The organism is Mesorhizobium sp. B2-4-1 (genome assembly GCF_006442185.1).
In the GTDB taxonomy this organism is placed as follows: Bacteria; Pseudomonadota; Alphaproteobacteria; order Rhizobiales; family Rhizobiaceae; genus Mesorhizobium.
Genome location: NZ_VFVN01000001.1, coordinates 225,157 through 247,858, shown reverse-complemented (window position 1 = coordinate 247,858; position 22,702 = coordinate 225,157). Strand labels below are relative to the sequence as shown.

At 64.4% G+C, this 22,702-nt stretch carries 22 protein-coding genes; 10 read left to right on the top strand and 12 right to left on the bottom strand.

The annotated features are described in order from the left end of the window. Window positions 1–60: 60 nt before the first annotated feature. Window positions 61–915, bottom strand: coding sequence for a MetQ/NlpA family lipoprotein (locus FJ949_RS01295; RefSeq protein WP_140491565.1), 855 nt, complete (start codon window positions 913–915; stop codon window positions 61–63). A 748-nt stretch (window positions 916–1,663) separates the two neighbouring features. On the opposite strand from FJ949_RS01295, the gene FJ949_RS01290 reads away from it, so the two are divergent. The 7 genes from FJ949_RS01290 (at window position 1,664) to FJ949_RS01260 (ending at window position 9,726) form a co-directional block, all read left to right on the top strand. Next, window positions 1,664–2,758: a transporter substrate-binding protein gene (locus FJ949_RS01290; protein ID WP_140491563.1), complete on the top strand. Its 1,095-nt coding sequence runs from the start codon at window positions 1,664–1,666 to the stop codon at window positions 2,756–2,758. Beyond that, a complete protein-coding gene (locus FJ949_RS01285) occupies window positions 2,755–3,372 on the top strand; it encodes an ANTAR domain-containing protein (RefSeq protein ID WP_140491561.1) in 618 nt (205 codons plus the stop codon). The genes FJ949_RS01290 and FJ949_RS01285 overlap by 4 nt, the downstream gene beginning before the upstream one ends. 19 nt (window positions 3,373–3,391) lie before the next feature. After that, window positions 3,392–4,258, top strand: a complete 867-nt coding sequence (locus FJ949_RS01280; RefSeq protein WP_210240533.1) for an ABC transporter permease — start codon at window positions 3,392–3,394, stop codon at window positions 4,256–4,258. After that, window positions 4,255–5,175, top strand: coding sequence for an ABC transporter permease (locus FJ949_RS01275; protein WP_140491557.1), 921 nt, complete (start codon window positions 4,255–4,257; stop codon window positions 5,173–5,175). The genes FJ949_RS01280 and FJ949_RS01275 overlap by 4 nt, the downstream gene beginning before the upstream one ends. Window positions 5,176–5,209: 34 nt before the next feature. Beyond that, on the top strand, window positions 5,210–6,853 hold the full coding sequence (locus tag FJ949_RS01270; RefSeq protein WP_140491555.1) for an ABC transporter substrate-binding protein: 1,644 nt from the start codon (window positions 5,210–5,212) through the stop codon (window positions 6,851–6,853). After that, a complete protein-coding gene (locus FJ949_RS01265; protein ID WP_140491553.1) occupies window positions 6,843–7,787 on the top strand; it encodes an acetamidase/formamidase family protein in 945 nt (314 codons plus the stop codon). The genes FJ949_RS01270 and FJ949_RS01265 overlap by 11 nt, the downstream gene beginning before the upstream one ends. A 163-nt stretch (window positions 7,788–7,950) precedes the next feature. Next, window positions 7,951–9,726 carry an ABC transporter ATP-binding protein gene (locus tag FJ949_RS01260; protein ID WP_140491551.1) on the top strand — a complete coding sequence of 592 codons (1,776 nt, stop codon included), beginning with the start codon at window positions 7,951–7,953 and terminating at the stop codon, window positions 9,724–9,726. Between the two features lie 85 nt (window positions 9,727–9,811). Here FJ949_RS01260 and ggt read toward each other — a convergent pair whose 3' ends face one another. The 5 genes from ggt to FJ949_RS01235 form a co-directional block, all read right to left on the bottom strand. After that, a complete protein-coding gene (gene ggt / locus FJ949_RS01255; RefSeq protein WP_140491549.1) occupies window positions 9,812–11,398 on the bottom strand; it encodes a gamma-glutamyltransferase in 1,587 nt (528 codons plus the stop codon). A gap of 48 nt (window positions 11,399–11,446) precedes the next feature. Continuing rightward, window positions 11,447–12,247 carry an ABC transporter permease gene (locus FJ949_RS01250; RefSeq protein WP_140491547.1) on the bottom strand — a complete coding sequence of 267 codons (801 nt, stop codon included), beginning with the start codon at window positions 12,245–12,247 and terminating at the stop codon, window positions 11,447–11,449. Next, window positions 12,244–13,170, bottom strand: coding sequence for an ABC transporter permease (locus tag FJ949_RS01245; RefSeq protein ID WP_140491545.1), 927 nt, complete (start codon window positions 13,168–13,170; stop codon window positions 12,244–12,246). The genes FJ949_RS01250 and FJ949_RS01245 overlap by 4 nt, the downstream gene beginning before the upstream one ends. Continuing rightward, the gene (locus FJ949_RS01240; RefSeq protein ID WP_140491543.1) at window positions 13,170–14,252 is read right to left on the bottom strand and encodes an ABC transporter ATP-binding protein; all 1,083 of its coding nucleotides are present in this window, start codon (window positions 14,250–14,252) and stop codon (window positions 13,170–13,172) included. The genes FJ949_RS01245 and FJ949_RS01240 overlap by 1 nt, the downstream gene beginning before the upstream one ends. Before the next feature lie 69 nt (window positions 14,253–14,321). Beyond that, window positions 14,322–15,362: an ABC transporter substrate-binding protein gene (locus FJ949_RS01235; protein ID WP_140491541.1), complete on the bottom strand. Its 1,041-nt coding sequence runs from the start codon at window positions 15,360–15,362 to the stop codon at window positions 14,322–14,324. Window positions 15,363–15,580: 218 nt separating this feature from the next. Here FJ949_RS01235 and FJ949_RS01230 point away from each other — a divergent pair, with 218 nt between their 5' ends. Continuing rightward, entirely contained in the window at window positions 15,581–16,282 is a 702-nt protein-coding gene (locus FJ949_RS01230) for a GntR family transcriptional regulator (protein ID WP_181168535.1), read from the top strand. Window positions 16,283–16,423: 141 nt separating this feature from the next. Further along, window positions 16,424–16,981, top strand: coding sequence for a TMEM175 family protein (locus FJ949_RS01225; protein WP_246670963.1), 558 nt, complete (start codon window positions 16,424–16,426; stop codon window positions 16,979–16,981). A 158-nt stretch (window positions 16,982–17,139) separates the two neighbouring features. Here FJ949_RS01225 and FJ949_RS01220 read toward each other — a convergent pair whose 3' ends face one another. The 5 genes from FJ949_RS01220 to FJ949_RS01200 form a co-directional block, all read right to left on the bottom strand. Beyond that, window positions 17,140–17,880, bottom strand: a complete 741-nt coding sequence (locus tag FJ949_RS01220) for a carboxymuconolactone decarboxylase family protein (RefSeq protein ID WP_348640072.1) — start codon at window positions 17,878–17,880, stop codon at window positions 17,140–17,142. Window positions 17,881–17,943: 63 nt separating this feature from the next. Continuing rightward, window positions 17,944–18,402 (bottom strand): cupin domain-containing protein, encoded by a 459-nt coding sequence (locus tag FJ949_RS01215; protein ID WP_140491532.1) that lies wholly within the window; start codon window positions 18,400–18,402, stop codon window positions 17,944–17,946. Between the two features lie 56 nt (window positions 18,403–18,458). Further along, the gene (locus tag FJ949_RS01210) at window positions 18,459–19,475 is read right to left on the bottom strand and encodes a zinc-dependent alcohol dehydrogenase family protein (protein WP_140491530.1); all 1,017 of its coding nucleotides are present in this window, start codon (window positions 19,473–19,475) and stop codon (window positions 18,459–18,461) included. Window positions 19,476–19,491: 16 nt separating this feature from the next. Next, window positions 19,492–19,842: a cyclophilin-like fold protein gene (locus FJ949_RS01205; protein ID WP_224646208.1), complete on the bottom strand. Its 351-nt coding sequence runs from the start codon at window positions 19,840–19,842 to the stop codon at window positions 19,492–19,494. A 113-nt stretch (window positions 19,843–19,955) separates the two neighbouring features. Further along, a complete protein-coding gene (locus tag FJ949_RS01200) occupies window positions 19,956–21,146 on the bottom strand; it encodes an MFS transporter (RefSeq protein ID WP_140491526.1) in 1,191 nt (396 codons plus the stop codon). 167 nt (window positions 21,147–21,313) lie between these two features. On the opposite strand from FJ949_RS01200, the gene FJ949_RS01195 reads away from it, so the two are divergent. Then, entirely contained in the window at window positions 21,314–22,207 is an 894-nt protein-coding gene (locus FJ949_RS01195; protein ID WP_140491524.1) for a LysR family transcriptional regulator, read from the top strand. Between the two features lie 61 nt (window positions 22,208–22,268). Here FJ949_RS01195 and FJ949_RS01190 read toward each other — a convergent pair whose 3' ends face one another. Next, entirely contained in the window at window positions 22,269–22,700 is a 432-nt protein-coding gene (locus tag FJ949_RS01190) for a nuclear transport factor 2 family protein (RefSeq protein ID WP_140491522.1), read from the bottom strand. Window positions 22,701–22,702 lie beyond the last annotated feature (2 nt).

The window sequence follows — 22,702 nt, the reverse complement described above, 5'->3', positions numbered from 1 at the left end:
GAATACGATCGCGGCCCGCGCACCGCGCGGACCGCCTTCATGTCAAATGCACTAACAGCCTCAATAGGCGCTGAGGCCGGTGCCCTTGTAGACCTTGTCGAACTCGGCTTTCACCGCCTCGTTCTGGTAGGAGGCGACCAGCGTCTTCACCCAGGGCTCGTTCTCATTGCCAACCTTGACCGCGATGAAGTTGCGGTAGGGGTTGTCGGCGATAGGCTCCTGCGCGATACGGTTTTCCGGTGTCAGGCCGCTCTTCAGCGCCCAGTCGGTGTTGACCACGGCGGCATCGAGATCCTCGACGGAGCGGCCGACAATGCCGGCGTCAAGCTCCTTGATCTCGACCTTCTTCGGGTTTTCCGCGATGTCGGCGGTGGTGGCGAGAATGCCGGTGCCGTCCTTCAGTTTAATCACGCCCTCGTTCTGCAGCACGCGCAGCGCCCGGCCTTCATTGGAGGGATCGTTCGGCACGCCGATCACCGCGCCCTCGGGCAGGTCGGCGATCTTCGTATATTTCTTGGAGTAGAGGCCGATCGGCCAGACGCCGGTATAGCCGACGCGCACGATGTGGTAGCCCTGTGTCTTGATCTGGTTGTCGAGATAGGGCTGGTGCTGGAAGGCATTGGCGTCGATCTCGCCGCGTTCCAGCGCCTCATTGGGCTGGGTGTAATCGTTGAAGACCACGGTTTCGATGCTGAGGCCCTTTTGCGCCGCCTGGGCGACGACGACGCGCCAGACATCCTCGTCCTCGCCGCTGATGATGCCGACCTTGATCGCCTTCTTGTCCTCGGCGAACGAAGCGCTGGGCGCAATCAGCCCGGCGACCGCGACCGCCGAAGCGAAAAGCAAGCCAAGACCCGCGCGGCGGTTGAAATATGACGAGAGGGAAGACGACAAGGTGTTCCTGAAATCGGACATGATGGATCTCTGCGGTTGCGAAGTCACAAGCCGGGCGGAACGCCAAGCCTTGTCCAGATCATCAGAAACTCTAGGGATATTATCAAAGAACCGCGTTCCCGGTTCGCCCGGAAGCCCGGAATATTCTCTCAAAATTTTCTGAACGGCGAGCACGGTAGCCTAGCCGCCGCGCCAAACGGGCCGCAGCGCCGCGGTTGAGCTGACGAACGCACTTTCCCGTAGTGTCCCGGTTGCGATCTGGCCGGTCTGCTGGCGCATTCCGCTCTGAATCCCTATATGCCTAGAGGAAAGCACAGGAGATTTCATGATAGCCAAATACACAACCGCTGAAGAAATGGCTCAAACCGTAGGCGTTGAGCCGACAGCATTCCGTGAAGCGCTACGCAGTGCTAAGTTTCCCCGTAAACGCGGCACTGACTGGGAAGTGACAATCGGCGGCCCGGCATACTCAGGAATGCGTACCGTCCTAGCATCTCTCATACGGCGCAAGGCGGCCTGATTCCGACCGGTCCAAAAGGTCACATGTTCTTTTCAATCGCGCCGCTTTTCCATAGGAGTTTGGCTAGGATCGCGACAAGCGCGGCGTCTAATTTCAAACTGAGACACTACCCACTTTCCCGCTTGACTGCGTGGTGGCACGGAATAGTTTAGGCTGAAAATACCGGCCCTGATCGCCGGGCGGCAAGAATGCCTCGTATGCCTCGCCCTCCGGCGGTGGCTGCGGGGCATTGTTATTTTGGGGATCTGTTTGAAACGGCGTATCGAGATCGGCATCCTCTATTCCCGCTCGGGAAGCTACCAGCTCGTCTCCGATGCGTGCCGGATGGGCGCCATGCGCGCCATCGCCGACACCAATGCCGACCGCGGCTCGGGTATCGAACTGATGCCCGTCGAGCGTGACCCGCAAAGCAATGCCGATCGCTATGCGACGCTCTGCGAGGACATCTTCAAGACCAGCAGCGCCCGCCATGTCGTCGGCTGCGTCACTTCCTGGAGTCGCAAGGAGACCATTCCGGTGCTGGAAAAAGCCGGCGGCATGCTCTGGTACGCCTGCCCCTATGAAGGCTTCGAGGCCAACGAGCACGTCGTCTACATGCACGCTTGCCCAAACCAGCATCTGGTGCCGCTGATGGCCCATGTCGTGCCCCGCTTCGGCGCCAACGGCTTCCTGCTCGGCTCGAACTACATCTGGGGCTGGGAGATGAACCGCGTGGCGCGCGACCTGATCGCGGATGCCGGCGGCAAGGTTCTGGGCGAGCGCTATCTGCGCATAGGCGAGACCGACGTGTCGCGGCTGATCGCCGAGATCCGGGCGACGCGGCCGAACTTCGTCCTCAACAACCTGATCGGCACCTCCTCCTACGCCTTCCTGGCGGCCTACCGCGACCTGGGCGTTGAGGACCCGGCCTTCAGCCCCGAGGTGTGCCCGATCATCTCCTGCAACCTCACCGAGGGTGAGCTGCCGGCGATCGGCGAAACCGGCAAGGGGCATTTGTCGGTCGGGCCGTATTTCGCGCCTCGCCCGGCGGCCTTCGCCTCGTCTTTCGAGGCCTCCGCCTATGCCTCCGTGCAAGTGATGGCCGACGTGCTCTCGCGTGATCCCGACGCCGGTCCGGCGGAATTTTCCAAGGCCTTCGCCGAACGGCGCTTCTCCACCCGGCTCGGCCCGATTGCTATCGACGCTCATTCCCAGCACGCAACGCTGCCGGTAATCATCGGCCGGATCGCCGACGGCTTCTTCGAGGTCGTCAGCCGGCAGCACGAGGTCGCGCCCGATCCGTACCTGTCACGCTACGACCCCGCCACGACATTCGGCCGGCCGCGCCTGAGGGTGGTGTCGTGACCAGGCCATCGCGCATCCCGAATCTCGGCGGCGCCAGGGCATTCATCCTGCATCGCCCGCACCCGACCGTGCAGGCCATCACCAGGCAGTTGTCCGCCATCGGCCTGGTCACCGTCGACTGCTGGCCCGAACTGCCGCCTGAAGCGCTGGCCGCCGATTTCGTGTTCTTCGACGCCGATCTCGGTTTCGACGAGCAATTCCCGTGGAAGGCCGGCGAGGCGCCGATGCCGCTGGTGGCGCTGATCGGTTCGGAGGCGCCCGGCCGCATCGAATGGGCTCTCTCGCACAAGGCCGATGCGCAGCTCCTGAAGCCGGTCGGCACTGCCGGCGTCTACAGCGCGCTGCTGATCGCAAGGCAGAGTTTCGAGGCGCGAAAACATTTGGCCGGCGAGATCGCCTCGCTGCGTCAGCGTGTCGCCGAGCGCCAGACCATCGTGCGCGCCGTCGCGGCACTGTCGAAAGGCGCCGACGACGATCGCGCCTACGCGCAGCTGCGCTCGCTGGCGATGAGCTGGCAGATCAGTGTCGAGGATGCGGCGCGCCGCATCGTGGCAATGACCAATGAGGAAGTAACGGGTGAGGAAGGCGGCGATGACCACTCCTATCGCGCCTGACCTCCCGGCGGCCGCACGCATGCCGGTCAAGTCGCGCGCCGGCGTCTGGCGCCGGCTGGTCAAACGCCGCCTGGCGCTGCTCGGTCTGTTCATCGTCGCCATCGTCCTTGCCGGCGCGATCCTCGCGCCATGGCTGACCGGCTATGACCCGAATGAGCAGATGTTCGACGGGCTGACGTTGGAAGGCTCGCCCTTGCCGCCTGACGCAAAATTCTGGCTGGGCACCGATCTGCTCGGCCGCGACCTGTTGACCCGCATTCTCTACGGCGCCCGCACCTCGCTGATCATCGGCATCGCCGCCAATGGCGTGGCGCTGTTGATCGGCACGCTAGTCGGCGTCACGGCGGGTTATTTCCGCGGCTGGATCGGCAGCGCTCTCATGCGCTTCACCGATCTGATGATGGCGTTTCCGGCGCTGCTGCTCGCCATTTGCCTGGCGGCAGTGTTCGAGCCAAGTCTCTGGATCGTCGCTCTGGTCATCGCGCTGGTCAACTGGGTGCAGACCGCGCGCGTCATCTACACCGAAACCTCTTCGCTCGCCGAACGCGAGTTCATCGATGCCGAACGCACCATCGGGGCGAGCGCGCCGCGCATCCTGTTTCGCCACGTCCTGCCGCATCTTCTGCCCACCATCATCGTCTGGGGCACGCTCGGCATCTCCACCACGGTGCTGCTGGAAGCGACGCTCTCCTTCCTCGGCATCGGCGTGCAGCCGCCGACGGCCTCCTGGGGCAACATCATCTTCGAGAACCAGACCTACTTCCAGGCGGCACCCTGGCTGGTGTTCTTCCCGGGTGCGGCGATCCTGGCGCTGGCGCTGGCCTTCAACCTGATCGGCGACGCGCTGCGCGACATCCTCGATCCGACGCAAAGGGGCCGGGCATGATCGCCTATCTCGGCCGCCGCCTGATCCAGTCGCTGCTCATCCTGCTCGGCGTCTCGCTGATCACCTTCGCGCTGCTTTATTTGCTGCCTGCCGACCCGGTGCGCCAGATCGCCGGCCGCAGCGCCACGCCGCAGACGGTCGAGAACATCCGCCAGCAGCTCGGCCTCGACCAGCCCTTCGTGGTCCAGTACTGGCACTATCTCACGAAGCTCGCCAGCGGCGATCTCGGCCGCTCCTACATCCAGCGCTCCGAGGTCACCGAGCTTATCGTCTCGCGGCTGCCGGCGAGCCTGCTCCTGATGGTCGGCGCCATCCTGTGCGAATTGCTGATCGGGCTCAGCATGGGCCTGATCGCCGCCGTCAAGCGCGGCACCGCCACCGACCAGACGCTGATGGTCGCCTCCTTCGTCGGCGTCTCGGCGCCGCAATTCGTCGTCGGCCTGCTTTTGCTTTACGTGTTCGCCGTGCGGCTGGGCTGGTTCCCGATCGGCGGCTACGGCACCTGGCGCCATCTGGTGCTGCCTTCGCTCACCATGGGCATACTCGGCGCCGGATGGTACGCGCGCATGATGCGCTCCTCGATGATCGACGTGCTGCGCCAGGATTATGTGCGCACCGCGCGCGCCAAGGGCCTTGCGCGCCGCGCCATCCTGTTCCGCCATGCGCTCCCCAACGCCATCCTGCCGGTCATCGCCATGATCGGCATCGACATCGGCATCTTCATGGGCGGCATCGTGGTGGTCGAAAGCGTGTTCGGCTGGCCAGGCATCGGCCAGCTCGCCTGGCAGGCGATCCAGCGCGTCGACATTCCGATCATCATGGGCGTCACGCTGGTGTCGGCCTTCGCCATCGTGCTCGGCAATCTCTTGGCCGACATCATCGCCCCGTTCATCGATCCCCGCATCAAGCTCAGATGAAACCAGAAAACCAACAGAGAAAGGGAACATAACAATGAAAAAGCTTCTCGCATCAACCGTGGCCGCATCGGCGCTGGCGCTGATGCTCGGCATGACGAGCGTCCGCGCCGAGGACGCCGTCGACCCCAACGCCAAGCAGGGCGGCGCCATCACCATCACCTACAAGGACGATGTCGCGACCCTCGATCCGGCGATCGGCTATGACTGGCAGAACTGGTCGATGATCAAGAGCCTGTTCGACGGGCTGATGGACTACGAGCCGGGCACCACCAATCTCAAGCCCGACCTCGCCGAAAGCTACGAGATCTCGCCCGACGGCAAGACCTTCACCTTCAAGCTGCGCCATGGTGTGAAATTCCACAATGGCCGCGAAATGACCGCCGAGGACGTGAAATACTCGCTCGACCGCGTCACCAACCCGAAGACGCAGAGCCCCGGCGCCGGCTTCTTCGGCTCGATCAAGGGCTATGACGATGTCGCCGCCGGCAAGGCGGAGACACTATCGGGTGTCACCGTGGTCGACCCCTATACCGTCAAGTTCGAGCTGACCCGGCCCGACGCCACCTTCCTGCATGTCATGGCCATCAACTTCTCGCATGTCGTGCCGAAGGAAGAGGTCGAGAAATATGGCGCCGATTTCGGCAAGCATCCGGTCGGCACCGGCGCCTTCAAGCTCGCGGAGTGGACGCTCGGCCAGCGCATCGTCTTCGAGCGCAACGCGGACTACTGGCATAAGGGACTGCCGCATCTGGACAAGATCACCTTCGAAATCGGCCAGGAGCCGATCGTGGCGCTGCTGCGCCTTCAGAAGGGCGAGATCGACGTGCCCGGCGACGGCATTCCGCCGGCCAAGTTCCAGGAGGTGATGGCCGATCCCGAGCAGAAGGCGCGCGTCGTGGAGGGCGGGCAACTGCACACCGGCTACGTCACCATGAACACCACCATGGCGCCGTTCGACAATGTGAAGGTGCGCCAGGCGGTCAACATGGCGATCAACAAGGCGCGCGTCGTGCAGATCATCAACAACCGCGCCGTGCCGGCCAACCAGCCGCTGCCGCCGTCGATGCCGGGCTACGACAAGGCGTACAAGGGCTATCCCTATGACGTCGCCAAGGCCAAGGCGCTGCTGGCCGAAGCCGGCCATCCCGACGGCTTCGAGACGCAGCTTTTCGCCATGAACACCGATCCCAATCCGCGCATCGCGCAGGCGATCCAGCAGGATTTGGCGGCGATCGGCATCAAGGCCAGCATCCAGTCGCTCGCCCAGGCAAACGTCATCGCCGCCGGCGGCGACAAGGCCGGCGCGCCGATGATCTGGTCCGGCGGCATGGCCTGGATCGCCGACTTCCCGGACCCATCGAACTTCTACGGTCCGATCCTCGGCTGCGCCGGCGCGGTGCCTGGCGGCTGGAACTGGTCGTGGTATTGCAACAAGGACCTCGACGCCAAGGCGGCCGAGGCCGACTCGGTGGTCGACCCAGCCAAATCAGGCGAGCGCGACAAGATGTGGAGCGCCATCTACGACAAGGTGATGGAGGACGCGCCCTGGGCGCCGGTCTTCAACGAGCAGCGCTTCACCATGAAGTCCGCGCGCATGGGCGGCGCCGACAACCTCTATGTCGACCCGGTCCATATCCCGATCAACTACGACAATGTGTACGTAAAAGATGTGCAATAACTGCGACTACACCATCCACGGACGCCATCACCATTTCGGCTGGGACAATTCCTTTGCCCCGGCGCAGCGCGTGGCGCCCGGCTCGACCATCGAGTTTCAGTGCCTCGATTCCTCCGGTGGCCAGCTCAAGCCCGACAGCACCGTCGCCGACATCGCCAAGCTCGACTTCGCCGGGATCAACCCTGTCACCGGGCCGATTTTCGTCGAGGGCGCCGAGCCGGGCGACGCGCTGAAGGTGACGATCGAGATGTTCAAACCGTCCGGCTTCGGCTGGACGGCGAACATTCCAGGTTTCGGCCTGCTCGCCGACGACTTCAAGCAGCCGGCGCTCAACATCTGGAAATACGATGCCGCCTCGCTGGAGCCGGCCTTGTTCGGCAAGAACGGCCGCGTGCCGCTGAAACCCTTCGCCGGCACCATCGGCAACGCGCCGGGCGAGATGGGCCATCACTCGGTGGTGCCGCCCCGCCGCGTCGGCGGCAATCTGGACATTCGCGACCTCGCCGCCGGCACAACGCTCTATCTGCCGGTGGAGGTGGCCGGCGCGCTGTTTTCGGTCGGCGACACGCATGCCGCGCAGGGCGACGGCGAGGTCTGCGGCACGGCGATCGAAAGCCCGATGGACGTCGTGCTCAAGCTCGACCTGGTCAAGGACGCCAGGCTGAAGATGCCGCGCTTCACCACGCCGGGCCCGGTGACGCGTCATCTCGACACCAAGGGCTACGAGGTGACCACCGGCATCGGCCCGGACCTGATGACCGGCGCGAAAGAGGCGGTCGCCCAGATGATCGACCTGCTCGCCGGCCGTTACCAGATCGATCCGGTCGAGGCCTATATGCTGGCCTCGGTCTGTGGCGATCTCAGGATCAGCGAGATCGTCGACATGCCGAACTGGGTGGTGTCGTTCTACTTCCCGCGCTGCGTGTTCGAATGATGTTCGGTCGGCGCTGCACCCCCACCCCGCTGCTTCGCAGCGACCCTTCCCACAAGGAGGAGGGTAAAAAACCGGCGCCCTACCTCCCCCTTGTGGGGAGGTCGGACCGAAGGTCCGGGTGGGGGGCGCCACAGAATAAATCCCTTGCAGGTTTGCGTCTGAAATGACATCAGCCACCGAAACCATTCTCGACATCGCCAATCTCTCCGTCTCCGTGCGTGGCGAGGACGGCGAGCGCGACGTCGTCTCCAACCTCTCTCTGACGCTTTCACGCGGCGAGACGCTCTGCATCGCCGGCGAATCCGGCTCCGGCAAATCGATGACCGCGCTGGCGATCATGCAACTACTGCCGCGGCCCGCCGCGCGCATATCTTCGGGCACGATCCGCCTTCTTGGCGGGGATGCGGGCGACACCGATCTCACAGCGCTCGACGAGCGCCGGATGCGCCGCATCCGCGGCGACCGCATCGCCATGATCTTCCAGGAGCCGATGACCTCGCTGAACCCGGTGCTGTCGATCGGCCGCCAGCTCACCGAATCCATCGAGGCGCATACCAGCCTCTCGCCCGCCGAGGCCCGAAGCCGCGCCAGCGAGGCGTTGAAGGCAGTGCGCATTTCGGAAGCCGAAAGCCGGCTGAAACAGTTTCCGCATGAGCTGTCCGGCGGTATGCGCCAGCGGGTGATGATCGCCATGGCGCTGGCGCTGGAACCCGACGTGCTGATCGCCGACGAGCCGACGACTGCGCTCGACGTCACCGTGCAGGGCGAGGTTCTGGAACTGCTGCGCGACCTGCAGCGCCAGCACGGCACCAGCGTCATCCTCATCACCCACGACATGGGCGTGGTCGCCGAAATGGCCGACCGCGTCATCATCATGCGGCATGGCCGCATGGTCGAGGAAGGCAAGACATCGGACATTTTCGCCAGGCCGCAAGCCGAGTACACACGCGAGCTGCTCGCCGCCGTGCCGCGCATCGGCACTGGCGCCGGCCGCCAGAAATCGAAAGAGATTGCCGAGCCGGTTGCGCCGGCGAACGTCGCCGATGTCACCGATCTGCATGTCCGGTTCGACCTGCGTGGCGGCTTCTTCGGCCGGGTCAACCGGCGCGTCCATGCCGTCGAAGGCGTCAGCTTTTCGATCGCGCCCAACGAAACGCTGGCGCTGGTGGGCGAATCCGGCTGCGGCAAGTCGACCACCGCCAAGGCGCTGGCCGGACTGGTGCCTTATACCGGCGACATCGTCATCGGCGGACGCAACCTGTCGGGCCTCGGCCGCGACGAGCGCAAGGCGGTGCGCCGCGACGTGCAGATGATCTTCCAGGACCCCTACGCTTCGCTCGACCCGCGCATGCGCGTCGGCGATCTCGTCGCCGAGCCGCTGGTCATCCATGGCGTCGCTTCGAAGGAGGAGCGCAGGGAGCGGGTGGCGGCATTATTCGAGCGTGTCGGCCTGTCGGCCGGCCAGATGGAGCTCTATCCCCACGAATTCTCCGGCGGCCAGCGCCAGCGCGTCTGCATCGCCCGTGCCCTGGCGCTCAGGCCGAAGCTGATCATCGCCGACGAAAGCGTTTCGGCCCTCGACGTTTCCGTGCAGGCGCGCGTGCTCGACCTGTTGAAGGAATTGCAGCGCGAATTCGGCGTCGCCTACCTCTTCATCTCCCATGATATGGCCGTAGTCGAAAACATCTCCGACCGCGTCGCCGTCATGTATCTCGGCCAGATCGTCGAGATGGGCACGCGCGACCAGGTTTTCTCCAACCCGCGCCACCCTTACACCAGGCGGCTGATCGAAGCTGTGCCGGTGCCCGATCCGGCGAAGCGCAGGAGCCGGTTCGCAAGGCTGGACCAGGAGATTCCGAGTGCGACGCGGAGGCTGGGCGAGAGCCCGCAGAGGCTGGCGCTGAGCGATGTCGGAGGCGGTCACCTGGTGGCGGGGTGAGGGTATGCTGCTCATGTGGGGCGGCGCCGACGCTTCCTGTGGCAACTGCAGCCATATCCGGGCCGCGACGGCTGTCCCGATCCCATCAATACCCAAGCGCCATTCCGTCCTTGCGTGGGTCCGACGCCCCGGTCAGCGTTCCCTTTTCCCAGTCGATCAGCACCGCCTGGCCGCCGCCGAGCGGGTGGTGCGGCTGGGTGATGGCATGGCCGCGGCGGCGCAGGCCTTCGATCGCATCAGCGGGAACACCGCGCTCGGCCTCCACCATGCCGTCATTGTAGAACACTCGCGGCGCATCGAGCGCCTGCTGCGGATCCATGCCGAAGTCGAGCATGTTGGTCAAAAGATGGACGTGGCCGAACGGCTGGTAGCCGCCGCCCATGACGCCGAACGGCATCACCACGCGGCCGTTTCGCGTCGCCATGCCGGGCATGATCGTGTGCATCGGCCGCTTGCCGGGCGCGATGGCGTTCGGATGCGCCGGGTCGAGGCGGAAGCTCGAGCCGCGGTTCTGCAGCACCACGCCGGTCTTCGGGCCGACGACGCCGCTGCCGAAGGAATAATAGGTCGAGTTGATGAAGGAGACCGCGTTGCGGTCGCGGTCGACGATGGAGATGTAGACCGTGTCGCTGCCGGGCAGCTGCACATCCGGCAGGTGCGTCATGGCACGCTGGCGGTCGATCTCGGCGCGCAGCCGCTCGGCATAGGCGGCCGACAGAAGCTCTTTTACCGGCACCGGCACATGGTCCTGGTCGCCGAGGAAACGGTCGCGGTCGCGGTAGGCCAACCGCCCCGCTTCGATCTCCAAGTGCAGGCGCTCGGCGCCGCCGGGGTCGAGCTCGCCGAGCCTGAGCCCCGACAGCACATTCAGCATCACGAGCGCCGTCAGCCCCTGATTGTTCGGCGGCATCTGGTGGATCTCGTGGCCGCCATAGGAGACGCTGACCGGCGCTACATAATCGCCCTTGGTCGAAGCGAAATCCTCAAGCGAATGCAGTCCGCCCAACGCCCTGAGCCGGCTCACAATGTCGTCGGCCACGGTGCCTTCATAGAACCCGGCGCGGCCATGCCTGGCAATGATGCGTAAGGTGGCGGCAAGCTCCGGCTGCCGGTGCACGTCGCCGGCCCTGGGCGCCTCGCCGCCCGGCAGGAAAATGCGCGCGGCGTGCTCGTCGGCCGACAGGTCGGTCTCCGGTTCGGCCCAGTCGAAGGCGACGCGGTCATGCACGACATAGCCGTTCTCGGCATAGTTGATCGCCGGCGCCAACACCTCTGCAAGGTCCTTGCTGCCATGGTCTTCCAGCAGCCTGCACCAGGCGTCGATCGCGCCGGGCACGGTCACGGCATGCGGTCCCTGTTTGGGAAGTTCGCTGAAGCCTTTGTCGCGATACCAGTCCACGGTCGCCTTGGCGGGCGCCCGGCCGGAGCCATTGAAGGCCAGCACGTTTCCCTGCCCCGCGGGGCAATAGAGGACAAAGCAGTCGCCGCCTATACCGGTCGATTGCGGCTCGACCACGCCCTGCACGGCGGCGGCGCAGACAGCGGCGTCCATGGCATTGCCGCCGGCGCGCAGCATGTCGATGGCTGCAAGCGTCGAAAGCGGATGCGAGGTCGCGGCGATCGCTTCGGTGGCGCGGACCGGCGAGCGGCCGGGAAACTGGAAATCACGCATTCTGTCCGAATATCTCCTGGTCACTTGAAGCCAATTGGTCCGGTGAAATCAATGCCGCCTGCCGAAGATCTGCGCCACCGACAAGAGCACGACCGACAGCACGATCAGGCAGGTCGAGATGGCAGCGATCGTCGGGTCGATCTGGTCGCGCAGGGCGTTGAACATGCGGCGCGTCAAGGTCGTCGTCTCGCCGCCCGATATGAACAGCGAAACCACCACTTCGTCGAAGGAGGTGATGAAGGCAAACAGCGCGCCCGAAACGATCGAGAAGCGGATCTGCGGCATGGTCACCTGCCAGAAGGCGGCGACGCGTCCGGCGCCGAGGCTGCGCGCCACGCGCTCCTGGTTCATGTCATAGGAGCGCAAGCCGGACAGCACCGTCAGCACCACCAGCGGCAGCGCCTGCACCGTATGCGCGATGACCAGGCCGGTCAGCGTGTTGTTGAGCCCGATGCGCGCATAGAGGAAGAAGGTGCCGATGCCGATCAAGATCACCGGCACGATCAGCGACGCGGTCATCAGCGCGTTGATGGTGCCGTTGAAGCGCAGGGTGCCCCGGTTGATGGCATAGGCGGCGGCCGTGCCGAGCGGCGTCGCCACCAGCGCGGTCATAACGGCCACCTTGACCGAGACCACCGTCGCGTCGCGCCACTCCAGCGACTGGAAGTAGGTCTGGTACCAACGCAGCGACCATTGCTGCGGCGGAAACTGCAGCAGCGTCGAATCCGAAAACGACATGATGACGATGATGACCGACGGCGCGATCAGGAACAGCAGCACGAGGCCGCCCAGCGCATAGAGCCACAGACGTTGCCGGTGCGAGATCGGCAGGCCGACATCTCCACTCATCGCGAACTCCACACACCTGTGGCGCGCGCGCCGAGCAGCCACTGGAACAGGCCGAGCAGCGCCAGCGTGACCACGAGCAGCACGACGCCGAGCGCCGCGCCGGCGCCCCAGTTGGAATAGAGGCTGGTGGTCTGTTCCATGCGCATCGCCCACATGACGACCTTGCCGCCGCCCATCAGCGCCGGGGTGACGAAAAAGCCGAGACACAGCACGAAAACGATGACCACGCCGGAGGCGAGGCCAGGCAGCGACAGCGGAAAGAAGATCTGGCGGAAGGTGGCGACCGGGCCGGCGCCCAGGTTCATCCCGGCGCGCAGGCAGTCGGTGTCGATGGTCTTCATCGAGGCGTAGAGCGGCAGCACCAGGAACGGCAGCAATATATGCGTCATGCCGATGACGACGCCGGAAAAATTGTTGGCCAGCGGCAGCGGCTGGCTGATGACGCCGAGGTCGATCAGCCAGCTGTTGATCAGCCCCTTGCGCTGCAGGATCACCAGCCAGGCATAGGTGCGCACCAGCACCGATGTCCAGAACGGCAGGATGACGAAGATCAGGCAGATCGACGCCGCCCGGCGCGGCAGTTGCGACAGCATATAGGCCAAGGGATAGCCCAGCAGCACGCAGGCGGCGGTGACGATGAAGGCGACCTTGAAGGTGGTGAGGAAGGTCTTGATATAGGAGGCCTGCTCGAAGAAGCGCGCATAGTTGGCGGCGCTCAAGACGCCGACCTCGTCGAACAGCGACAGCCAGAACAGCCAGCCGATCGGCACGATGATGATGGCAAAGACGAAGAACAGGCTTGGCGACAGCAGCGCCAGCAGCCGAAACTGCTCGCGCCGCGCATCGGCGCGCAACGCATGCGCGTTCAGGTCCTGGGTCATGGCGCCAATTGCCTCGTCCATCGTGGCGGTTTGCACGCTCATCAGTCCGCCGCCACCAGGATCGTATCCTGCGCATCGAGGCCAAGCGCGATCGGCTGCCCGGAGGCCGGCAACCTGGCCAGCACGTCGCTGCGGCAATAGTCGCGCAATGTCAGCTGCCTGCCGTCGCGCAGCACGGCGTAGCAGACGAAGCTGTCGCCCTGATAAATCACGTCGCTGAGCGTCGCGCTGAGCACGTTGACGCCCTTGGCCGGCTCTGCATTTGCCAGTAGCCGCAGCTTTTCCGGCCGCACCACCATCAGCTGCTGGCCCGATGCCGGCGCCGGCGCCGCGGTGTGGATTTGCCTGTCCTCGTACCAGACCGAACCGCTGCGGCATTCGACGGGAATGAAATTCGATTCCCCGATGAAGCCGGCGACGAACCGGGTGCGCGGCGCGGCGTAGAGAATTTCGGGCTTGTCGAGCTGCTCGATGCGCCCGGCATTCATGACGGCGATACGATCCGACATGGTGATCGCCTCGCGCTGGTCGTGCGTGACATAGACAGTCGTCATGCCAAGCCGCCGATGCAGGGCGCGCAGTTCGATCTGCATGTGCTCGCGCAGGCCCTTGTCCAACGCCGACAGCGGCTCGTCCATCAGCACGATGCGCGGCTCGAACACGATGGCGCGCGCCAGCGCCACGCGCTGGCGCTGGCCACCGGAGAGCTGGTCGACGCGCCGTTCGCCGAGGCCCTGCAACTTCACCAGCTCCAGCGCTTTCTCGACGCGTTCCACCGTCTCGGCGGCCGGAACGCGGCGCTGCTTCAGCGGAAAGGCGATGTTGTGGAAGACGTTCATATGCGGGAACAGGGCATAGTTCTGGAACACCATGCCGATATTGCGCCTGTGCGGCGGCGTGGTGATGATCTCCTCGTCGCCGACCTTGATTGAGCCGGCATTGGCCCTGACGAATCCCGCCAGGATCATCAGCAGCGTCGTCTTTCCGGAGCCGGAAGGACCGAGCAACGTCAGGAATTCGCCGGCCGCGACGTCGAGATTGAGGTCGCGCAGCACCGATACGGAGCCAAAACGTTTCTCTATCGCGCGCATGCCGATCGGCAGCGCGGATGGCGCAATGGACAAGATTGTTTTCTCCTGGGCAGGACTCCAAGAAGCAGGGCCAGGCGGCCCCGCAATGTCAGGGTTTCCGGTCTATTGCTGGATCAGATTGTTGAACTTCTCCGTCGCCTTGACGAGGTTGTCGCGCCAGAACTCGGCGTCCTGCAGCACCTGCTTCTTGACGTTCTCAGGCGACGAGTTGATGTCCTTGATCCGCTCCGGCGGGATCTTCCCGGTCTCGAACGCCTTCTCGTTGACCGGTCCGTTGTCGACATAAAGGGGCAGATTGGCCTGCAATTGCGGACTGACGAACATCGCCAGCGCCTTCATCGCGGCCTCCTTGTTCTTTGCGCCCTTGGGAATGACCATGCAGTCGGCGGTGAGCACGCCCTGGTCGAAGGAGAAGCTGACCGGCGCGCCTTCCTTTTTCAAGGTGCCGGCGCGGCCGTTCCAGATGCTTGCCATGTCGACCTCGCCGTCCTTCACCAGCTGCATGGCCTGCGCGCCGGAAGTCCACCAGGCATCGACATGGTCACGAATCTTGTCGACCGATTTCAGCGCGCCGTCGATGTCGACAGGATAGACCTTGTCCATCGGAATGCCTTCGGCGAGGGCTGCAACGCTCAGCGTCTCCGTCGCCTGGCTGCTGCTCAGCGCGCGCCGTCCGGGAAACTTCTCCACATTCCAGAAATCGGCCCAGGTGTTGGGGCCTTTGTCACCGAACACGTCGGTCCGGTAGACGAGCACCACGGAGGTGTAGGAGATGCCGACCCAGTCGTCATGCACGAGCTTGGGATTGATGCCGCTCTTGTCGATGAGGTTGTAGTCGAGCTTTTCGAAAAGCCCTTCCTTCGAGCCGCGCGCGCATTCGTCGGCGCCGAGCTCGGTGATGTCCCACTTCACCGCGTTGCCTGTCACCTGCAGGCGCACGTCATCGAGGCCGTTGGTGGTGTCTTCCTTGATGGTGATGCCGAGCGCATCGGCGGCCGGCTTGAAGAAGGCCTTGGCCTGCGCCTCCTGATAGGTGCCGCCCCATGAGGCGACGGTAATGGTGTCGCCTGCCGCGGCGGGCGCCGTGACCGCTGCCATGAGGCCCGCTATGGCAACGACGCTAATGCCTTTGGTGCTGTTCATTTCGGTTCTCCAACCGGTGTTCCCATTGTTTTTGATTTCGCATGCGATTTTGTATACAATTTTGAGTGTAGCTCGGGGATCAGCGAAGTCAACACCGCTCGGCGGAGCCTTGGGGCCACCGACCCGGGGCCGGGGAATGGCAAAACGCGCCGATTTTGAATACAGCTACGCGCGAAACACATCGATTTCCGGCACGGACCGGAGACTGGATACGGAACTTGGCCAAGGAAACAAAAAACACGCTGCGCGACTCGGTCTATTCCGCGCTCAAGGCAATGATCGTGACCGGCCAGATCCCGCCCGGCGCACGCGTCACCGAGAGCGACATTGCGGCAAAGCTGAATGTCAGCCGCACGCCCGTGCGCGAGGCCTTCAACCGCCTCGAGCGCGACGGGTTGGTCACCGGCCGGCCGCGGCAGGGCTACGCCGTCACCGAGTTCGACATAAACATGTTCCGCGAGGCCTTCGACATCCGCGAACTGCTCGACGGCCACGCCACCGAACTGGCGGCGGCTGCGGCCACCGAGAAAGACAAGGCGCGGCTGCGCGTCATGCTGGCCGAATGCGAGAGGCTGGCCGCCATTGCGGATCGAACCACAAGGGAAAAATTCCAGGAGCTTGAAGTCGGCATCGACCTGCACCGCGTCATCGCCGAAATCAGCGGCAATGCCATGCTGCACGGCATGCTGTGCGGCATCCTCGACAAGTGCCAGCACTATGTCTGGACGGAACTGCTGTGGCTCGACGAATGGAAGATCGCCCGCGACGAGCATGCCGAGATTGTCGAGGCGATCTGCGCCGGCGACGCCAAGCGCGCCGGCGCCCTGGCGCGCGCCCATGTGCGCGGCTCGCGCGAGAACGTGCTGCGCCTGCTGCAGGCCAAATCGGATTACCAGAGCTTTCTGGCCAAGGCGTCGTGAGCGGGGTTGGACTTGGCGCGAAGCAACGCGTTAGCGATCTCAACTGGGCAGCCATGGATATTGCGGGTGGCGATGCTACCATAGGCCGGACGAACCTCGACAAGGACACTCCAGGTGCTTCCCTCGACAGGGCTTGAGCGATTGAGCGCATTTTCGGATGGCGTGTTCGCCGTCCTTATCACCGTGCTCGTGCTTGACCTGCGCCCACCGGAGGTGCCGACCTTCACTGCGTTGCTGGCCTTGTGGCCGACATGGCTGAGCTACGGCGTGAGCTATCTCTTCATCGCCATCGTCTGGGCGAACCACCATCATCTCCTGCGCCATGCCACGGCGGCGACGACCAGCCTGATGTGGTACAATTTCGCGCACCTGTTCTCGGTGTCGCTGCTGCCGCTGGCAACCGCGTGGATGGCGGTCAGCGAGCTGGCCCCGCAGCCGGTGGCGTTCTACGCGGTCGTCTTCTTCCTGGTGAACCTGACCTACATTCTCCTGATCCGGGAACTCATCGACCCGATGCCGGCCGACACCGTTCCGCTCAAGGTGCGCAAGGTCATGCGCATCCGCTCGATGGTGACGCTGTGCCTTTTCGGCTTGGCGGCGGTCGTCGCCCTGAAATACCCGATCGCCGGACTGGCGATCTGTTGCTGCTGCCTGACGGTCTATCTCCGGCCGGAAGCGCCGGGATCGCGCGCCGGCTGAGCGCAATGTCAGGTCATGCCGCCCGCGTCGGCTTTCGGCCTCGATCCGCCAGACCGCCCTGAATTTGCGCTGGGCAGTCTCCAGATGCTCGCCGCATCGCCACTTGGCCGCGTCAGGCCGCGCGGCTCGAACGGCAGGGTCGTTACGGTCGAAAATGATCAGTCGGCGGAGCGCTTCTCGAATACGGAGCGTGCGACCGGGGCTGCCGAGAAAGCGTTTGGCCATCCCGCGTAATAGGCGAGATGACTGATCACCTCCGAGGCCTCGGCGCGCGTCAGTCCATTATCCATGGCCCTGTTGAGATGATAGGGAATCTGCTCCACCTGACCGGCGGCGACCAGCGCGCTGACCGTCACCAGGCTGCGGTCGCGCGGCGCGAGATCGGGACGCAGCCACAGGTCGCGAAACAGCACTTCCGTCGTGTCGCGCACCAGGCCCGGCGACGCCGGTCCCGTGCCTTGCTCGACCCGTGCGGCACGATCGGCCTCCGCCTTTTCGTCGAGCGGCAGCAAATCGACGACAGCCTTGGGGAGCTGGTCCGACCCGATGCCGCGTGCCTCGAACACCGCTTTGGCGATCGCCGTGGCTGCCATCGCGTTGCCCCACCCGGCATAGAAGGCAAGATGCGTGATCATCTCCGAGATCTCGGCCGGCTTCACGCCACTGTCGAGGGCGAGGCTCAACTGCTCCGGCAGGAGTATGCCCTGGTTGCGGGTGACCACCGCCGCGATGGTGACGATGCTGCGATCGCGCCGCGACAGGCCGGGGCGCTTCCAAACGTCATTGGCAAGCTTGTCCGTCGCATAGCGCGCAAGGGCGGGCGAGACGGCCTGCACATCCTCTGGAGGCAGGCTGCCGGTCTGCGATCCCGTCTGCGCCGCAGCGTCGGCAGCCCCCATCGACAAAGCGAGTGCGAGAATGGTTGAAGGTTTCATGATGATGCCTTTCGTTCCTGCGTACGGTCAGCGGTATTGCTCGTCGGAGACAGGCTCCAGCCAGTCGACATTCTTGCCGTCATGCATGTAGCTCAACGCGATATGGGCCATCGGGCTGGTGGCGGTCGCGCCATGCCAGTGCTTCACCCCGGCGGGAATCCAGACGACGTCGCCTGGATTGATGACGAGGGCCTCCTTGCCGTCTTCGCGAATCCAGCCTTGGCCTGATGTGACGATCAGCAATTGACCGGCAGGATGGGTGTGCCAGACGGTGCGCGCTCCGGGAGCAAAGTTCACCAGCCCTGTGCTTGCGCGCGTTATCTCGGTGGCGGGAAACAGCGCAGTGATGACCGCTTGCCCGATAAAGTTTTCTGCCGCTCCGATCATCGCCGGCGTGCTGCCGTTTGTCCGGATTTCGATGCCCTGCGCTTGCACGGGCATGCCTCCCGCCACACTCGCGGCCGTTGCTGCCAGGATTTTCTTCATTTTGGTCTCCTTGAGGTTTGCTCCCCTGCATTTGTGGGCTGAACGCAGTGCGGCGCTTACAGACGAAGCAGCGTCTTGATCGCCCGCCTCTCATCCATGGCGCGATAGCCCTCGGCGACATCGGCCAGCGGCAGGGTCAGGTCGAAGACCTTGCCGGGATTGACCTTGCGCTCCAGCACCAGATCCATCAGATGCGGAAGAAAACGGCGCACGGGCGCGGGGCCGCCGAGCAGGCTCTTCTGGGCGAAGAAGAGGCCCTGGCCGTCGAGCTGGACGCCATGCGGCACGCCGACGAAGCCGATCGAGCCGCCGGGGCGGGCGCAGTTGATCGCCTGCATCATGGATTCCTGCGTGCCGACGCATTCCAGCACGGATTCCGCGCCGACGCCGTGGGTCAGCTCCTTGATCCGCGCCACGCCGTCATCGCCGCGCTCCGAAATGATATCGGTGGCGCCGAATTCGAGCGCGAGATCCTGGCGCGTCTTGTGGCGGCTCATGGCGATGATGCGCTCAGCGCCCATCTGCTTGGCCGCAAGCACGCCCATCAGCCCGACCGCGCCGTCACCCACGACGACCGCGGTCGCGCCGGGCTCGACGTGCGCGGCGTCGGCGGCATACCAGCCGGTGCCAAGCACATCCGATGCCGCCAGCAGGCTCGGGATCAGATCGTCCTCGGGCATGCCGGGGGTGGCGACCAGCGTGCCGTCGGCAAGCGGCACGCGCAGCATCGGCGCCTGCGCCCGGCTCATGAACTCGCGCTGCTCGCAGGACGAGGGGAAGCCGAAGCGGCAATGCGGGCAGGTGTTGTCGGAGGTGCAGAACGAGCCGACGACGAACTGGCCGGGCTTCACCGTTCTCACCGCGCTGCCCACTTCCACCACCACGCCGCAATATTCGTGGCCCATATGCATCGGTTCGTTCAGCGGCTGGAGCCCGCGATAGGGCCACAGGTCGGAGCCGCAGATGCAGGTGGCCGAGAGCTTGAGGATGGCGTCGGTGGGATGAAGGATTTCGGGCTCCGCCACTTCCTCGCAGCGGATGTCGCCGGCACCGTAAAGAACTGTTCCGAGCATGGTTTTCTCCTTGAGCCTATGTCAGGCGTTCTATGCGTATGTTGAAGCGTCCGCCGCGCAGCAGCGGCGCGATACCGCTGTCGACGCGGCCGAGCCGGATCAGGCCGCGCGAATACCGGTAGGGGCCATAAAAGAAGATGAGATTGCCCCAGGGCGCGTAGTAGGCGATGTCGCCGATGGCCTCGTTGTCGAACGGGCCGCTGCCCTCGATCCGCAATTTGCGCGGCAGGTAGCCGATCTTCTCGACGGATGCGTAGTCTTCCAGTGTCAGGTCGAGCGGCAGCATCGCGGCGAAATCCTGCGCGCTCAGATTGTCGAACAGGGAGGCCGTCAGGCGCATTGCGTCCACTTCAATAGCAATCCTCATCAACGGTCTCTCCTGTCCGTCCGTTCCGCCGGCTTGGCCTGGCGCGGCGGAGGGCGCGAACGCGGCTGTCAGTGCGGCGGCAACCGCGGTGCGGCGCGTCATGTGGCTGCGTGTCATGGCGCGCCCTTGCCATGATCATGTGCGGCTGCCGCCGCGGCCAGCGCGGATCCCACAAGCAGCACCGCACCGAGTGCGAAGGGGCTTCGCCAGCCGAGCGTGTCCAGCAGCAGGCCGCCGCCCGCCGCGCCGAGCGTGATGGCGAACTGGATGACGGCGACCTGCAAGCCGCCGCCGGCTTCGGCATCGTCGCGCAGCGCGCGGCTCAGCCAGGTGCCCCAGCCGACCGGCGCCGCAGTTCCGAAAAAGCCCCAGCCGACGAGCAGCGCGGTGACGGCTACCGGCATCGATCCAAGCATGATCAATGCGACCGCCAACAGCGCCATGGCCAGCGGAATGATGATGACGATGCTGTAGAGCCGCGTCTTGAGCAGCCGGCCTATGGTCCAGGTGCCGGCGACGCCTGCAAGTCCCATCACGAGCAGGATCGCCGAGAGCGCCGAAACGCCGACACCGGTCACGGTTTCCAGGAAAGGCCTGAGATAGGTGAAGAGCGCGAACTGGCCCATGAAGAGCAACAGGATCGAGGCCATGCCGAGCGCGACCTGACGGCGCAGCAGTAGCCGGAGGACATTGCCCGACGCCTTGCGGCCGCGTGGCGGCAGCGCAGGCAGGCTGAGGCTTTGCCAGACAAGGGCAAAGAGGGCCAGCGGCACCACGAGGAAGAACGCGCCGCGCCAGCCGACATAATCGCCGAGCAGGCTTCCGAGCGGCGCCGATATGGTTGCCGCGACGGCGTTGCCGGCGTTGATCATCGCCAGGCCCTCGGGCACGGAGTCCTCCGGCACGAGGCGCATCACGATCGCGGTGGACATCGACCAGAAACCGCCGATGGCAATGCCGAGCAAGGCGCGGCCGATCATCAGCACGGCATAGTTGGGCGCAAAGGTCACCACCAGGCCGGACACGGCGAGCAGCAGCGAGAACGACGTCAGCACCAGCTTGCGGTCGATATGCCGCGTCAGGCCGGTGATGAAAAGGCTGGTGACGACCGCGAAGATGCCGGAGACCGAGATCGCCTGTCCCGCCCGGCCTTCGGTGATGCCGAGCCCGTCGGCGATCGGCGTCAGCAAGCTGACCGGCATGAACTCGGAAGCGATGAGGACGGCGACGCAAAGCGTCATCGAGAACACCGCACCCCATGCTGCCCGAGGCTTCACCAGCCTGTCGTCGTAAGTCGTTTCCATCAGCCGTCACCACGCACAAAAAGCCGGCCGCCGGAAAACGCATCGGCGGCGTGTTCGCGACAGGAGATAGCGCTGGACTATTGGAATGATTAGGCGCTGAAATTCGCTTGAACTTATCGATGTAGGCCATAAATAACGCCGGGCCGTATTCAGCGGGGCAGAAGGCCATGCGCGAAAACTTCAACGATCTTCTGTGGTTTCTTATGGTGGCCGAGGAGCGCAGTTTCACCAAGGCCGCCGCCAAGATCGGTATTACCCAATCGACCCTTAGCCACACCATCAAGCGGCTCGAAACCCGCATGGGCCTGCGGCTGCTGGCGCGAACGACGCGCAGTGTCTCGACGACCGAGGCGGGGGAGCGGTTGCGTCAATCCCTTGCGCCGCGCATCGTCGATATCGAAACCGACATCGCGGCGCTGACGGCCTATCGCGACAAACCCTCGGGGACCGTGCGCATCACCGTCTCCGATCACGCCCTCGAGCAGCTGGTCTGGCCGAAACTGCGGCCCGTCCTTGCCGACTATCCTGACATCAAGCTCGAATTCAGCCGGGACAACGGATTGCGCAACATTGTCGAGGATGGTTTCGATGCTGGCGTGCGGCTTGGCGAAAGCGTGGAGAAGGATATGATCGCCGTGCGCATCGGGCCGGACTGGCGGCTTGTTGCCGTGGGGTCGCCGGCCTACATCGCCGGACGTGGTGTGCCGAAGGCGCCGCAGGACCTGATCGGCCACAATTGCATCAACCTGCGCATGACCAGCGCCGGTGGCCTCTATGCCTGGGAATTCCAGAAGGCCGGCCAGGCTCTGCGCGTCCGCGTCGATGGCCAGCTCGTGTTCAACTCGACCCTGCCGATGGTCGACGCCGCCATTGCCGGCTACGGGCTTGCCTATGTGCCCGAGGATCTGGTCACGGCGCATGTTGCCGCCGGACGGCTGCAACTCGTGCTCGACGATTGGTCGCCGAAATTCGCCGGCTATTACCTATACTATCCAAGCAGTCGCCAGAACTCGCCGGCCTTCAAGGTCATTGTCGACGCGCTTCGAAAACACAGCCAATGATGGCCACCACACAGAAGCCGAGGACGGGGCTGAGCACAACCGGGAATGGGAGCGGCGGACCTCAGATGATGCCGTGCTTCTTCAGCAGCGCCTGCTCATCGCCCGACACCCATCCGAATATCTTCGGCTCGCCGTCGAGTTTCCGGACAAGGTAGTGAACGTCGAAATCTATCTCGACGTCCGCTTGACCCTTGCGGGCATAGGTCGCGGTCCACGCAACATGGGCAACGCAATGATGCTCGTCGATCGGCGAGATGCCGATGTCGCGTATCCGCATCTCTTTCGTTCCGATTGCCCGGTAGTGGGCATAGCCCTGAGCCATGACTTGCTTGAGTTGATCGTCGTTCTTTCCGGTCACGACGCCGGCAGGCGAGGCGGCTATGAACTCCGACGTGTAGAGCGACGCGGCCTCATCCATATCCATGCCGCCGCCAAGCGACTCCTTGAAAAACCGCTGATAGCGTTCAAAAAATCTCTTTACGCTCATCTCCATGA

What these genes read in the sequence shown, in the direction of transcription:
- FJ949_RS01200 (WP_140491526.1), bottom strand. Translation starts at nt 21,146, where the DNA reads ATGGAAACGACTTACGACGACAGGCTGGTGAAGCCTCGGGCAGCATGG.
- FJ949_RS01205 (WP_224646208.1), bottom strand. Translation starts at nt 19,842, where the DNA reads ATGAGGATTGCTATTGAAGTGGACGCAATGCGCCTGACGGCCTCCCTG.
- FJ949_RS01235 (WP_140491541.1), bottom strand. Translation starts at nt 15,362, where the DNA reads ATGAACAGCACCAAAGGCATTAGCGTCGTTGCCATAGCGGGCCTCATG.
- FJ949_RS01280 (WP_210240533.1), top strand. Translation starts at nt 3,392, where the DNA reads ATGCCGGTCAAGTCGCGCGCCGGCGTCTGGCGCCGGCTGGTCAAACGC.
- FJ949_RS01250 (WP_140491547.1), bottom strand. Translation starts at nt 12,247, where the DNA reads ATGAGTGGAGATGTCGGCCTGCCGATCTCGCACCGGCAACGTCTGTGG.
- FJ949_RS01295 (WP_140491565.1), bottom strand. Translation starts at nt 915, where the DNA reads ATGTCCGATTTCAGGAACACCTTGTCGTCTTCCCTCTCGTCATATTTC.
- FJ949_RS01195 (WP_140491524.1), top strand. Translation starts at nt 21,314, where the DNA reads ATGCGCGAAAACTTCAACGATCTTCTGTGGTTTCTTATGGTGGCCGAG.
- FJ949_RS01215 (WP_140491532.1), bottom strand. Translation starts at nt 18,402, where the DNA reads ATGAAGAAAATCCTGGCAGCAACGGCCGCGAGTGTGGCGGGAGGCATG.
- FJ949_RS01270 (WP_140491555.1), top strand. Translation starts at nt 5,210, where the DNA reads ATGAAAAAGCTTCTCGCATCAACCGTGGCCGCATCGGCGCTGGCGCTG.
- FJ949_RS01190 (WP_140491522.1), bottom strand. Translation starts at nt 22,700, where the DNA reads ATGGAGATGAGCGTAAAGAGATTTTTTGAACGCTATCAGCGGTTTTTC.
- FJ949_RS01275 (WP_140491557.1), top strand. Translation starts at nt 4,255, where the DNA reads ATGATCGCCTATCTCGGCCGCCGCCTGATCCAGTCGCTGCTCATCCTG.
- FJ949_RS01265 (WP_140491553.1), top strand. Translation starts at nt 6,843, where the DNA reads ATGTGCAATAACTGCGACTACACCATCCACGGACGCCATCACCATTTC.
- FJ949_RS01220 (WP_348640072.1), bottom strand. Translation starts at nt 17,880, where the DNA reads ATGGGGGCTGCCGACGCTGCGGCGCAGACGGGATCGCAGACCGGCAGC.
- ggt (WP_140491549.1), bottom strand. Translation starts at nt 11,398, where the DNA reads ATGCGTGATTTCCAGTTTCCCGGCCGCTCGCCGGTCCGCGCCACCGAA.
- FJ949_RS01210 (WP_140491530.1), bottom strand. Translation starts at nt 19,475, where the DNA reads ATGCTCGGAACAGTTCTTTACGGTGCCGGCGACATCCGCTGCGAGGAA.
- FJ949_RS01260 (WP_140491551.1), top strand. Translation starts at nt 7,951, where the DNA reads ATGACATCAGCCACCGAAACCATTCTCGACATCGCCAATCTCTCCGTC.
- FJ949_RS01245 (WP_140491545.1), bottom strand. Translation starts at nt 13,170, where the DNA reads ATGAGCGTGCAAACCGCCACGATGGACGAGGCAATTGGCGCCATGACC.